A 14,279-nucleotide genomic window follows, 5' to 3' on the forward strand; every position below is an offset into this window, starting at 1 on the left:
CACTCTTAACACACTGTTGTGCATACAAGTTCCTTCCATTAAAAGGGATACAGTCAAATCCCAGCTTTGGAACCGAATCCAGATTTAATAGAAATGTGAATAACTTCATATGTGAAGATACGAACACACACTGTGAAAAAGGATGCAGGTTGGTAATATGCCTTTTATAGCTGACCTTTGTAAACTGCCCGTAATCAAACTATTCACGTATAATATGTGTTAGTTATTTGATGATAAAGAGGATGTTTCTTAGAGTAGAAAGCATTCAGAGACAGTAATAAAGATTTAAAACGAACCCGTGCGTTTAACCAAAGATACAATAGACCAGATTCAGCAATCCATCGACGTTGTCGAGGTGATTAGTGATTTCGTTTCATTGAAACGCAAAGGGCATTATTATAGTGGGTGCTGTCCGTTTCACAACGAGAAAACACCTTCCTTCACGGTAACACCGGCCAAAGGAATTTACAAGTGCTTCGGATGCGGAAAAGGCGGTGACGCCATTCAGTTCATCATGGAACATGAAGGTGCTTCGTATGTGGAAGCAATGGCCTATATGGCTAAAAAATACAACATCGAAATCAAGGAAGAAGAGCTGTCTGAAGAACAGAATTTTGAGCAGAGCGAAAAAGATTCAATGTTGGTTGTTACCAATTATGCAAGTCAGTATTACACAGATCAGCTCTGGAACTCGGAAGACGGCAAGTCCATTGGACTGAGTTATTTTAAAGAGCGTGGATTCAGAGAAGAAACCATTAAAAAATTTGAACTTGGTTACAGTCATGACCAATGGGATGGTTTTACAAAAAATGCCATTGAAAAAGGATATAAAACAGAGTTTTTAACCAAGACAGGTCTTAGCATTGAGCGTGACAATGCCAATGAAAACAGTGAAAAGAAATTTTTTGATCGTTTTCGCGGCCGGGTTATGTTTCCGATCCACAACGTGGCCGGGAGAGTTACCGCGTTTGGTGCCCGGATACTCAAAGCAGATAAAACACAGGCAAAATACCTTAACTCCATTGAGTCGGTTATATATCATAAGAGTAAAATTCTCTATGGTTTATTCCAGGCCAAACAAGCGATCCGCAAGGAAGAAGAATGTTTGCTGGTTGAAGGTTATACCGATGTTATTTCGCTGCATCAATCGGGGGTTGAAAATGTTGTGGCGTCAAGTGGCACCTCGCTTACAGAAGACCAGATCAAACTGGTAAAGCGGTACACACCTAATATCACGATCTTATATGATGGCGATGCAGCCGGTTTAAAAGCATCGCTGCGAGGCGTTGACCTGATCCTGCAGCAGGATATGAATGTGTCTATTGTTGTATTCCCGCAAGGCGAAGATCCCGATAGTTATGTGCAGAAGATTGGTCCCACGGCTTTTAAAGACTATATAAAGTCGAATAAAAAAGATTTTATTTCTTTTAAAACAGAAATCAGTTTAAAGGAAATAGGGAATGATCCGATCAAGCGGGCAGAGGTGATAAAAGATATTGTAGAAAGTATTTCTAAAGTCCCGGATGCGATCAAACGCTCTGTTTTTTTTAGGGAATGCAGTAAATTACTGGAGATAGATGAGCAGATCCTCATTTCTGAATACAATAAAAAAGCCATTCAGAAAGGGAATCAGGAAGCTAAAAAGTGGGAAGAAGACCGCCATGCGCTGGCTGAACTTCAGGCAATTCCGGATATTGAATTGCCCGATGATATTGTCCGGTTAAGTATTGAAGAAGAATCGCTGAAGCTTCATGAACGGGATATGATGCGCTACCTGATCAATTATGCTTCTTCACCGATGGAGCAGGAAATGCCGCTGTCTGACTATCTGATACATGAATTGCAGGACGTGGAATTCAAAAACCCGGCATACGATTACATCATTAAAAAAATCATCGATACCCGGTTGAATGGCAATACCGTGCTGCATACGGATTTTCTGCAGCAGGATCAGCCCCAATATGTTCGGGATGCAGCCATAGACCTGCTCTCTACCAAGTTTCAGCTCAGTGATAACTGGGAGAAATTTCAGATTGATGTACCCAAGGAAATAGATGTGTTAAACTCTGTAGTGCCTAAAACCGTATTAAGGCTTAAACGTGTTATCCTTAAATGTATGATGCGTGACAATATCAAAGAAATTGAACGGATTCAGAAGGATGGAAGTAATGAAGAATTGATGCATTTACTTCAGGTCGCAATGGAATTAAAGACGATTTCCAAAGATATTGATAAGACGCTTGGTATTGTAGTCGGGTAATCGTAATTTAAAAAATTAAAACAGACAGAAAATTGAATATTGCTGTAAATACACGTTTGTTATTGGAGGATCGCCTGGAAGGAATCGGCTGGTTTACGTATGAAACATTGAAACGTATAACGGAACAGAATCCACAGCATACGTTCCACTTTTTCTTTGACAGACCCTATAACGATAAATTTGTTTTCGGGAAAAATGTTGTTCCGCACGTATTGTTTCCGCAGGCAAGACATCCCTTTCTTTGGTATATTTTCTTTGAATGGAGTATTCCGTTTATGCTTCGGAAAGTAAAAGCGGATGCGTTTATTTCAACAGATGGGTATATGCCGAAGTCTTCGAAAGTAAAAGTATTAAACGTAATTCACGATATAAATTTTGAACACCGGCCTCAGGATTTACCCAAACGCGTAGCAAACTATTACAAAAAGAACATGCCCCTGTTCGCTCAGAAGGCAACAAGGCTTGCAACCGTTTCTGAGTTTTCCAAACAAGATCTGGTAAAAACATACAACATTCCGGCAGATAAAATTGATGTGGTATACAATGGCTGCAATGCAGCATTCAAGCCAATTCCGGAAGCAGAACAAGTAAAGGTTCGTTATAAACATTCAGCTGGCAGACCGTTTTTCCTGTATATAGGATCCATGCATCCGCGCAAAAACATCTTAAACTTAATGAAAGCGTTTGAGGTGTTTAAGAAAATGACAAACTGCGACATGAAATTGCTTCTGGTTGGTAAAGCCATGTGGAGCAATAAAGATATTCAATCGTTGTATCATACGCTTATTTACAGACACGACATACATTTTTTAGGTCACATAAAAACAGCTGAACTGGCCAGGATTATGGCTTCGGCGCACGCGCTTACATTCGTTCCGTATTTTGAAGGATTTGGTATACCTATACTGGAAGCGTTGAACTGCGGCGTCCCTGTTATCACATCCAATACAACTTCGTTACCGGAAGTTGCCGGGAAAGCAGCCTTATTAGTTAATCCTGAATCTTCAGAAGCTATAGCAAATGCTATGATTCAGATCTATAAAGCACCGCATATAAGAGAAAAATTACTTGCACAAGGAGTTATTCAGCGTCAAAAATTTTCATGGGACAAAACAGCCGCATTGCTTTGGGCAAGTTTTGAAAAAATGATGCGCTAAATCTGTTATGAGTTCTCCGCTCCGAATTTTACAAATCACCAACCGAATACCATTTCCATTAAATGATGGCGGTAATATTGCCACCTGGTATGTAGCCCATTACTTGCAGCAATGTGGTCATATCGTGGATCTTGCTTTTTTAAATACCAACAAACATTTTGAAAATCCACAATCCATAGCATCCGGTTACAGAAACCTCTTTTATACCAACATCAATACAGACCTCAAGATAAAAGGATTGATAAAAAGTTTTTTTTCTGAAACAGCTTACAACATTGAACGGTTTAAATCCAAAGAATTTGAGACTGTATTAACCAATGCGTTACAGGAGCAGCAATATGATATTATTCAGATTGAAGGCGCGTATATGGCGCTCTATGTTCCTTTACTTAAAAAATTGACAACCGCTAACATTGTACTTCGCTCGCACAATATTGAACACAGGATCTGGGAGCGCGTTGCAGTAAATACGTCCAACATACTTAAAAAGGTATTTATTCAGCACTTAGCTAAAAAAATAAAAGCGTTTGAAGATACCACCCTTCATTTATTTGATGCCATCATTGCTATCACAGAGGATGATGCCGCTTATTATAAAACCCGTTCATATACAGGTAAGCTTACTGCTATTCAAGCCGGTTTTGAAGACAGTCTCATAGCAGATCCGGTAAAGAAACCGCATTCGGTGTGCTTTATCGGAAGTATGCAGTGGATGCCCAATATAGAAGGAATGGATTGGTTTTTAAAAGAAGTATGGCCGCTTGTACTGCATGAAATGCCTCAGGCTGAATTGTATATAGCAGGAAAGGGAATGGATGCATCTTTTGACAAATGGAAAGGCCCGGGAGTTTTTTTAGAAGGATTCGTTCCGAATGCTTCTGATTTTATACAAAATCACAACGTATTTGTCGTACCTTTGCTTTCTGGTGGCGGAATGCGTTTAAAAGTGGTAGAAGCGATGGGAATGGCTATGCCAATTGTTTCTACTGCAATAGGAGCTGAAGGAATACAGTATGTTCCGGATCACGATATACTTATTTGCGATACACCAACTGAATTGAAAAACGGAATTGTTTTACTTTTGCGTGATAAAGCATTTGCAACACAGATAGCTACACACGCCAGAGAAAGAGCAGTGGCTGAATATTCCTGGAAAATGCTGATTGCCAGGTTTGAGAAAATGTACAACGAGTTGGAATGAATATTTTAGTTGCTTTATCCCGGTTTCCCTATCCTACAGATAAGGGAGATAAGTTAAGGGCTTTTTATCAAATTAAAGAGCTTTCAAAAAAACATACGGTCTTTTTATTATGCCTTTCAGATGAAGTTGTTGCTGATAAACATCAGATGAAAGTAAAAGAATATTGCGAAGAGATTAAGATCATTCGTTTAGAAAAAAAACATATTTATTGGAATTTATTTTCATCTCTTTTTAATAAGTCTCCTTTTCAGGTGAATTATTTTAAAAACAGTGAAATGAAAATGATCATGAGTCAATGGATTTATAAATTCAATATTGACGTTGCATATGTTCAGCTTGTGCGTCTGGTTGAAAATATTCCGTTCGAAGAAGATATTCCATTCTTTTTAGATTATATGGATGCATTGTCTGAAGGGATGTACAAACGGGTTCATTTCTCTACTTTTTATCAAAAGCCTTTGGTTCGTATAGAAGCAAAACGATTGAAACAATATGAAATAAATGCAAGTAAATTATTTCAGGGGTATTCAATCATCACCAATCAGGATGCGGAGTTTCTGCCTAAATCGGTACAGAAAAACATGGCAATTATCCCTAATGGCGTAAACGATTATTACCTGCAAGATGCTGCGCGTATTGAGAAAAAATACGATTTGATTTTTACCGGTAACATGGGATACCACCCCAATATTGTAGCTGCGCAGTTTATTGTGCAGCAGGTATTACCTTTACTGGCATTGAAAGGATTAAAGCTTTCCGTTTGCCTGGCAGGTACAAGCCCTTCTGCGGATGTACTTAAATTACAAAGCGAAAATGTACTGGTTACAGGTTTTGTGGATGACATTAAACCTTACCTGTTAGGTTCCAGAATATTTGTGGCTCCGTTATTAAGCGGTTCCGGATTACAGAATAAATTATTGGAAGCAATGGCCTGTGGATTGCCGTCCATTACAACAAGTTTAGCCAATAAGGCACTTGGGGCAAAGCATGAATCACAGATTTATATAGCTGACACGGCTCAGGCATTTGCAGATCGGATAGAATATGTATTGGAAAATGAACTTGTTGCTGAGAAAATTGGTAATGAAGGGAAAGAATTTATAAAGGAGCATTTTGACTGGTCTCAGACAACGGCTTTGCTGGAGCAGGCATTTGAAGAAGTGGTTGAAAAAAGCCTGCAGCAATAAATCAATAAGTATAAGATTGAATAGTTTGAATAGAACATGGAACAGATAAAATTAGATTCAATAGCGGACGCCATTGAAGCCATTCGTAAAGGTGAGGTGATTATTGTTGTTGACGATGAAGACAGGGAAAACGAAGGTGATTTTATTTGTGCGGCAGAATGTGTTACGCCCGAGATTATCAACTTCATGTCTAAGGAAGGAAGAGGATTAATTTGTGCACCCATATCGGAAGCACGTTGTACAGAACTGAAGCTGGACCTGATGGTAGGCAGCAATACAGCTACACATGAAACACCGTTTACTGTTTCGGTAGATTTATTAGGAAACGGATGTACTACGGGTATCTCGGCTTCTGACCGTTCAAAAACAATCCGTGCGCTGGTTGATCCGGATACAAAACCGGAAGACCTGGGTCGCCCGGGACATATATTTCCGTTGAAAGCAAAAGATGAAGGCGTGCTGCGCAGAGTGGGACATACAGAAGCAGCCGTAGATCTGGCGCGTTTAGCCGGGTTTAAACCTGCCGGTGTGTTGATCGAAATTATGAGTGAAGATGGCAGCATGGCACGTTTGCCGGAGCTGAAACAGATAGCAACAAAATTCAATCTGAAATTAATTTCAATTAAGGATCTTATTGAATACAGACTTACGCATGAAAGCCTTGTAAAAAGAGAGATTGGCGTTGACATGCCAACCAATCTGGGCGACTTTGATCTGATTGCTTTCCGCCAGATCAGTACAGGTGAAGTACATTTAGCGTTAATTAAAGGCACCTGGGAAAAAGACGAACCTGTAATGGTACGTGTACATTCCTCGTGTGTTACAGGCGACATCTTCGGCTCGTGCCGCTGCGACTGTGGTCCGCAGTTGCATAAGGCCATGGAGATGATTCAGCAAGAAGGCAAAGGCGTTATTCTGTACATGAATCAGGAAGGTCGTGGTATTGGTTTGCTGAATAAATTAAAAGCATATAAACTTCAGGAACAGGGAAGAGATACGGTTGAAGCAAATTTAGAGTTAGGGTTTAAAATGGATCAGCGCGATTACGGTACAGGCGCACAGATATTAAGAGATCTCAACATTTCCAAGTTGCGTTTGATAACAAATAATCCGGTTAAACGTGCAGCTCTTGCAGGATACGGTTTAGAGATCACCGAAGCAGTGCCTATTGAAATTCCTTCTAATCCGCACAACCTGGAATACTTAAAAACGAAACGGGATAAAATGGGACATACAATTCTGAAAAAGGATTAATTGTTTACATTCTATAATTCATAAACATTCAATACATATGTCCAAACCATTAATACTTGTTTGTAATGATGACGGCATTTTTTCTGTAGGTATCCGCACCTTAATTGAAGTAATGTCTGAACTGGGTGAAGTTGTGGTGGTAGCGCCGGATTCGCCTCAGTCTGGCATGGGACATGCGATTACGATTGGTAATACACTCCGGCTTGAAGCGAGCGATCTGTTTCCGGGTATTGTAGCATATGAATGTTCGGGAACACCTGCTGATTGTGTAAAGCTGGCCAAGCACCATGTATTGAAAGGCCGCAAACCGGACCTGGTTGTAAGCGGAATAAACCACGGAAGCAATTCATCTATAAGTGTATTATATTCCGGTACCATGTCGGCCGCAATTGAGGCCGCATTGGAAGGGTTGCCCGCTATCGGTTTTTCGTTGTGTGATTATAACGCGCATGCTGATTTTTCACACGTAAAAGCATTCGTAAAACAAATTGCATCAGAAGTATTAACCAACGGTATTGCTAAAGGCATTACATTGAATGTTAATTTTCCTGCCGTTATAAATGCTCCGTTAAAAGGAATTAAAATCTGCAGACAGGCACATGCCCGCTGGGAAGAAAAGTTTGACGAACGTTTTGATCCCTACGGCAGAAGGTATTTCTGGATGGCAGGAAGTTTTGAAAATAAAGATGCCGGTGAAGATACAGACGAATGGGCACTGGCCAACGGATATGTTTCAGTAGTACCTTGCAGTTATGATCTGACAGCGCATCAGTTATTGGGCCAATTAAACAGAGACTGGAAATTCATTCACGAATAACGAACGTGTTATATTGCAATAGCCCAAAAAGGCCCGGTAGTTTATACTGCCGGGCCTTTTTGTATGTATGCGGTTTCCGAAACACGAACAAGGCAGTTAAGAAAACAGCAGGCTATCAGTTATACACACTGTATATTGATTTAAATTGTATTATTTTAATTTTTGTCAGTAATCTATTAATAGGATTAATTTAATATTAAAAATATTTTAAATAGGTGTTTTTGTTTTTATAATATTGATTATTAAGTATTAATGTATATGTTTATTTTTATTTAACTGGTATTTTAGTTATTTTTATAGGTTAAATTTATTGTTAAAAAATTGACTTTAATTGAATTATACCTACCTTTGTATCGTACAAAAACAAATACAACTATGCTAACTCTTTTTGCTACTAAAAAAACACAGACACACAAAAGCCATATAATGAACTTAGTTCAATTAGCTAAAGCGGATGGTAAAATATCTAAATCGGAATCAGGTCTTTTAATAAAAATAGGCGAGCGCAATGGCGTTTCTGCGGAAGAAGTTTTTGAAATGGTAGATGCTTCAGACGATTTCTTCTATAAAAAACCGGAAACGGATGAGCAGCGTTTTGATCAGCTATATGATTTAGTTGAGATGATGCGTATCGACGGGGAAGTAAGCCCGAAAGAAGTTGCCTATACAATTGGGATTGCTGAAAAAATGGGTATCCGTAAAGCGGTTGCCTGGATCTTAATTCAATCAATCGTTGAAGGACAATCACTTGGAAAATCAAGAAAAGCGCTTAAACATAAAGCTGCTGAATATCTTTTCATATAATTTTTAGTTTGAGTTTAATTAATTAAGGGTCGGAAGTTTACTTTCGGCCCTTTTTTATGCGCTTCTCTTTTTTTTACTCACATTCAGCCCTAAACGTGCTTTTTATTGCATAATGAACCGATAAATTGGTGGGAAAAAAGGCTGGTATTTTTAACTTTGTACCATGACTGAAAAAATATTAATCCTGGATTTTGGATCTCAATACACTCAGCTGATTGCCAGAAGAGTAAGAGAATTAAATGTTTATTGTGAAATTCACCCATACAATAAAGCACCACAAATAGATGGCACGGTTAAAGGAGTAATTCTTTCCGGCAGTCCTTGTTCAGTTAGAGAAGAAAACGCACCGGATATTGACCTATCTTTATACAGAGAAAAATTACCCCTTTTAGGTGTTTGTTATGGAGCACAATTGATTGCCCATAAATCAGGCGGAACGGTTCAGCCATCTTCTATCCGTGAATACGGAAGAGCACGGTTGAATAACGTACACACTTCAGATGATTTATTTAAAGAAATTGTACCGGATTCTCAGGTTTGGATGTCACATGGTGATACAATCGTAGAAATTCCTTCCAATTTTGAAATATTAAGCAGCACCGAAACTGTTCGTGTAGCAGCCTACAAAGTAAAAGGAGAAGATACATTCGGCATTCAGTTTCACCCGGAGGTTACACACTCCTTACAAGGCAAAGAATTATTAAGAAACTTTGTTGTACATATTTGCGGTTGTTCACAAGATTGGACACCGGATGCATTTGTTGAAACAACTATCAGTGAACTGAAAGCTAAAATCGGTACAGACAAAGTTGTACTTGGTTTGTCAGGCGGCGTAGATTCATCTGTTGCAGCAGTATTGATACATAAAGCGATCGGGCCAAACTTAACATGTATTTTTGTTGATAATGGTTTGCTTCGTAAAAACGAATACGAGGAAGTATTGAATTCATATAAACATATGGGTTTAAATGTGATCGGTGTTGATGCAAAAAAACAATTTTACAAATCGCTTGAAGGCTTGAGTGATCCGGAAGCAAAACGGAAAGCGATCGGTAAAGAATTTATTGAAGTGTTCGACCAGGAGTCTCACAAAATTGCAGACGTAAAATGGCTGGGACAGGGAACAATTTATCCGGACATTATCGAATCTGTTTCTGTTAAAGGCCCTTCAGCTACCATCAAGTCTCACCACAATGTAGGTGGTTTGCCTGAAAAGATGAAATTGAAAATTGTTGAACCGCTGAACACGTTGTTTAAAGACGAAGTGAGAAGAGTAGGTAAGACATTAGGCATCGATGATATCATTTTAAAAAGACATCCATTCCCTGGACCTGGTTTGGCCATACGTATCCTTGGCGACATTACAGCAGAAAAAGTAGCTGTACTGCAGGAAGTGGATTATATTTTCATTTCACGTCTGAAAGAAAAAGGTTTATATGATCAGGTTTGGCAGGCAGGCGCTATATTGCTTCCTGTAAAATCTGTCGGCGTAATGGGAGATGAAAGAACCTATGAAAATGTTGTAGCATTGCGTGCTGTAAGCAGCATGGATGGTATGACAGCAGACTGGATTCATTTACCATACGATTTTCTGGCAGATATTTCAAATGAAATCATAAACCGTGTAAAAGGTGTGAACCGGGTTGTGTATGACATCAGCTCTAAACCGCCTGCAACCATTGAATGGGAATAATATGAAACTAAAAACACTCTTACTTTTTGTTGCACTGATTCAATCCGTTGTTTCAATGGCTCAACAAGATTGGAAAGGGGATTATACACGTGCCAAGCAGGTTTATCAATTGCAGAAATACGAAATTGCAATGGAATACTTTTTACCTGTTACCTCGCCGGATGCTGCAAATCCATATGCATCGTATGCGCAGTATTATTACTCTTTATCGGCTTACAAAGCGGGTAAGTATAATGAAGCACGTCAGATGCTGCTGCAATTAATCAACAGAGATCCGAACTGGAAACAGATCAGTGAAGCGCATTATTTGCTTGCAGGCGTATATTTTGAACTGAAACAGTATCGCTTTGGAATGACTTCACTGACGTTTGTTCAGGGAATGGAAAGTTCTGTTACTACATTCAGACAATCCTATTATGCAAAAATAGCACCTTTAGATACGTTGATTAAACTGCAGCGCGTATACTCTTCAGATAAAGAGCTTGCGAAAGCTTTATTTAATCAGCTTGCAGCATATCCTGTCAATTCTAAAAATAATATGCTGTATGAATATCTGGCGCAGGAATTTAAATTCACAAAGCTGAACCGCACCGTAACGTATGTAACCAAAACAGAATATCATGTTGCGGTTATTTTGCCTTTTAATTTAAGTGAGTCAAATTCTGAAAATTATAAATCCGGTTATGCATATGAAATGTATCAGGGCATTTTAACAGCAGTAGATTCGTTAAAAGAAGATGGTGTTACAATAAAAATTCATACGTACGATGCAGATCGCGATGTGATGAAAATACAGGCGATCTTAAATTATCCTGAAATGAAAGGAATGGATTTAATTATAGGGCCGTTGTTTCCTTCATTAATACCATATGTAACGAACTTTGGAGAGTTAAATAACATTCCTGTAATCAATCCGATTTCTTTTAATTCAAATATCATTGAAAATAAAACACAGACATTATTGTTTCAGCCAACACTGGAGTCTATAGCCGGGCAGGTTTCTTCATTTGCAAAGGAAAAATTTGTTTACAGAAAAAACTCGTCGAAGGATAATGATCTGAAGCCTAAAAACAATGTGTTAATTTTTTATTCAACAGAACTTAAGGATTCATTGCTTGCCGTGTATTATAGAGATTCGTTGCAGGTGAAAGGGTTTAAAGTTTCAAAGTTTGTAAAAGTAACAAAAGAAAATATCGGTACTGTAGGTAAGATATTTTCTGATTCGATTTCGCTTTTAACAACAAGTCATGTTTTTGTAGCATCAGGTGAGCCTGTACTTGCATCAAATATTGTGAGTGCATTAGAGATAAGCAGACAAAATGTTCCTGTAATTACAAAGAGTGATTGGCTTGACATCAATAATCAAACCTACGAACAATTCGAAAGAAGAAATATATACATCATCTATCCGGATTATTTCGCTTTTTATACAGATGCATACAGGTCATTTAAAGCCGCATATATTAAAAAATATAATGTGTACCCCTCCAAGTATACCATTATCGGATATGAATTAATGTCATTGGTAGGCGATAAAATGCGTACAGCCGGAACGGGTTACTTCAATTTAATGCGCACAAGCCCGGTTTCAAAAGGGCATTTTACAGCAGGGTATGATTTCAGTAAAAAACCATGCAATAACTATGTTCCGATTTATTATTTCAGTGATCTGAAATTAACATTAGCGAATCCATTTGATGAAAAATAAAACAAGTGCCGGCCTTTTTTCACGTGCCAAAGAAGTTATTCCGGGAGGCGTAAATTCTCCGGTACGTGCATTCAGAGCAGTAGGAGGGAATCCGCTTTTTATAAAAAGAGCCCATGGAGCGTATTTAGTTGATGAAGATGACAACCAATACATCGAACTGATCAATTCCTGGGGGCCGATGATTCTTGGGCATGGCAATGAGCTGATTGAAAAAGCAGTTCGGGATGCCTTGTCAAACTCCTTGTCATTTGGCGCACCGTCGAGAAAAGAAGTTGAAATGGCTGAATTAATTGTTAGTATGGTTCCGTCGGTTGAGATGGTGCGCATGGTTAATTCAGGTACAGAAGCTACGATGTCGGCTATACGCGTTGCGAGAGGGTATACAGGTAAAGAAAAAATTATAAAATTTGAAGGCTGCTATCACGGTCACGGTGATTCGTTTTTAATTGCAGCAGGCAGCGGCGCTGTTACCATGGGTGTGCCCGATAGCCCGGGTGTACCGCAAGGTGTAGCCAACGATACGTTAACCGCGCCCTATAATGATATTGAAGCGGTTAGGATATTAGTAGAAAAAAACAAAAATAAAATTGCAGCTATAATCATTGAACCTGTTGCAGGAAATATGGGATGCGTGCTGCCTAAAGCAGGCTTTTTAGAAGCGCTCCGGGAAATTTGTGATCAGGAAAATATCGTTTTGATATTTGATGAAGTAATGAGCGGTTTTAGGTTGTCTGTATCCGGAGCGCAGGGAGTTTACGGCGTGCAGCCGGATATGACAACCATGGGTAAAATTATTGGCGGCGGAATGCCTGTGGGCGCTTACGGCGGAAAAAAAGAGATCATGCAAAATGTTTCTCCATCCGGCCCGATCTACCAGGCAGGAACCTTGTCCGGTAACCCTATAGCAATGTCTGCTGGTTTAGCTATTCTACAATACTTACAAGCCAGTCCTGCGTTATATACTCAATTAAATGATCAGACAGATTATCTCATACACGGTATGCGGAAGGCGAATAATCTGTTAGGCCTTGATTATACATTCAATCACGTAGGATCTATGTTTACCATGTTCTTTACCAATATTGGTGTGTATGATTTCGAAACGGCTAAAAAATCTGACCTGTCAAAATTCGCAGCTTATTTTCAGGCTATGTTATCAAGAGGTATCTATCTGGCTCCATCTCAATTTGAAAGTCTGTTTATTTCATCTGCAATCACAAAACAATTAGCAGATCAGATTATTCAGGCACATGCGGAAAGCATGAAAGAAATTCACAACTAATAAATCATAGTTAATTAATAAGTAAGCAATAAATTCGGATTCAATATGAAAATAGCAATTTTAGGTGGAGGCAATATGGGTATGACTTATGCAAAAGCATTTGTCAGCAGAAAAATTGTTTCGAAAGATGAATTATTGATTATTGAAAAACATGATGAAAAAAGAGAACAATTAAAACAGGAAGGAGTAGCTTCTTTGTCTGCTGATATCGATGATTCGATTAAGAATTACGATATTTTAATTGTTGCAGTAAAACCACAGGATTTTAGAGTTTTATCTGAAACGCTGAAAAAATATCTGACAGAAAATCAAATGATACTTTCCATTATGGCGGGTATTCAGATTGCTCAGATTCAAACCTTACTTGAACATAAAAACGTAGTACGTGCCATGCCGAATACACCTGCGCAGTTGGGCTTTGGTATTACAGCATTTACAGTTGCTAAAGATGCTTCGTTTGAAAATATAAGTGTTGTAGATATGCTTTTGGAAACTACCGGGAAAGCAATTTTTATGAAAGACGAAACCATGCTGGATGCAGTAACAGCATTAAGCGGAAGCGGCCCTGCGTATTTTTATTATATCGTTCAGAACATGATCGAAGCCGGTAAACAAATGGGCGTGGACGAAAATGTGGCTGGCATGCTCGTGAAAGAAACCATGATGGGCGCTTTTCAGATTTTGAACCATTCAAAATCATCCATTGATGAATTGATTGCCATGGTTGCTTCAAAAGGTGGTACGACAGAGGCTGCTTTAAATACGTTAAAACAGAGAGAAGTTGGTGCGCATATCATCGAAGCACTGAAAAATGCCGAAAAAAGGGCAAAAGAACTCTCCGGGAACGCCTAAATTCAATTATTTATATTGAATAACAACCTTCAGCGCTATTTTTTCGTTGAAAGGCTTGGGGATT

11 protein-coding genes are annotated in these 14,279 nt (G+C 38.8%); all 11 read left to right on the plus strand.

The genetic code is table 11. From position 1 onward, the window contains the following. Nucleotides 1–298 precede the first annotated feature (298 nt). A complete protein-coding gene (dnaG, locus tag CHU_RS04505) occupies nt 299–2,260 on the plus strand; it encodes a DNA primase (RefSeq protein ID WP_011584321.1) in 1,962 nt (653 codons plus the stop codon). A 32-nt stretch (nt 2,261–2,292) separates the two neighbouring features. After that, the gene (locus CHU_RS04510) at nt 2,293–3,417 is read left to right on the plus strand and encodes a glycosyltransferase family 4 protein (protein WP_011584322.1); all 1,125 of its coding nucleotides are present in this window, start codon (nt 2,293–2,295) and stop codon (nt 3,415–3,417) included. Between the two features lie 7 nt (nt 3,418–3,424). After that, the gene (locus CHU_RS04515; RefSeq protein WP_011584323.1) at nt 3,425–4,618 is read left to right on the plus strand and encodes a glycosyltransferase family 4 protein; all 1,194 of its coding nucleotides are present in this window, start codon (nt 3,425–3,427) and stop codon (nt 4,616–4,618) included. Continuing rightward, entirely contained in the window at nt 4,615–5,805 is a 1,191-nt protein-coding gene (locus CHU_RS04520) for a glycosyltransferase (protein WP_011584324.1), read from the plus strand. Before CHU_RS04515 ends, CHU_RS04520 begins: the two co-directional genes overlap by 4 nt. A gap of 36 nt (nt 5,806–5,841) precedes the next feature. Further along, nucleotides 5,842–7,059 carry a bifunctional 3,4-dihydroxy-2-butanone-4-phosphate synthase/GTP cyclohydrolase II gene (locus CHU_RS04525; protein ID WP_011584325.1) on the plus strand — a complete coding sequence of 406 codons (1,218 nt, stop codon included), beginning with the start codon at nt 5,842–5,844 and terminating at the stop codon, nt 7,057–7,059. 37 nt (nt 7,060–7,096) lie between these two features. Then, nucleotides 7,097–7,876, plus strand: a complete 780-nt coding sequence (surE, locus tag CHU_RS04530) for a 5'/3'-nucleotidase SurE (RefSeq protein WP_011584326.1) — start codon at nt 7,097–7,099, stop codon at nt 7,874–7,876. Between the two features lie 375 nt (nt 7,877–8,251). Beyond that, nucleotides 8,252–8,680: a TerB family tellurite resistance protein gene (locus tag CHU_RS04535; RefSeq protein ID WP_011584327.1), complete on the plus strand. Its 429-nt coding sequence runs from the start codon at nt 8,252–8,254 to the stop codon at nt 8,678–8,680. 163 nt (nt 8,681–8,843) lie between these two features. Continuing rightward, complete coding sequence (gene guaA / locus CHU_RS04540) at nt 8,844–10,373, plus strand: glutamine-hydrolyzing GMP synthase (protein ID WP_011584328.1); 1,530 nt, start codon at nt 8,844–8,846, stop codon at nt 10,371–10,373. Continuing rightward, nucleotides 10,330–12,081: a hypothetical protein gene (locus CHU_RS04545; protein WP_011584329.1), complete on the plus strand. Its 1,752-nt coding sequence runs from the start codon at nt 10,330–10,332 to the stop codon at nt 12,079–12,081. The genes guaA and CHU_RS04545 overlap by 44 nt, the downstream gene beginning before the upstream one ends. Next, nucleotides 12,071–13,363 carry a glutamate-1-semialdehyde 2,1-aminomutase gene (hemL, locus tag CHU_RS04550; RefSeq protein WP_011584330.1) on the plus strand — a complete coding sequence of 431 codons (1,293 nt, stop codon included), beginning with the start codon at nt 12,071–12,073 and terminating at the stop codon, nt 13,361–13,363. The genes CHU_RS04545 and hemL overlap by 11 nt, the downstream gene beginning before the upstream one ends. 45 nt (nt 13,364–13,408) lie before the next feature. Continuing rightward, the gene (proC, locus tag CHU_RS04555) at nt 13,409–14,215 is read left to right on the plus strand and encodes a pyrroline-5-carboxylate reductase (protein ID WP_011584331.1); all 807 of its coding nucleotides are present in this window, start codon (nt 13,409–13,411) and stop codon (nt 14,213–14,215) included. Nucleotides 14,216–14,279: the final 64 nt, after the last annotated feature.

The organism is Cytophaga hutchinsonii ATCC 33406 (assembly GCF_000014145.1).
Lineage (GTDB): Bacteria > Bacteroidota > Bacteroidia > Cytophagales > Cytophagaceae > Cytophaga > Cytophaga hutchinsonii.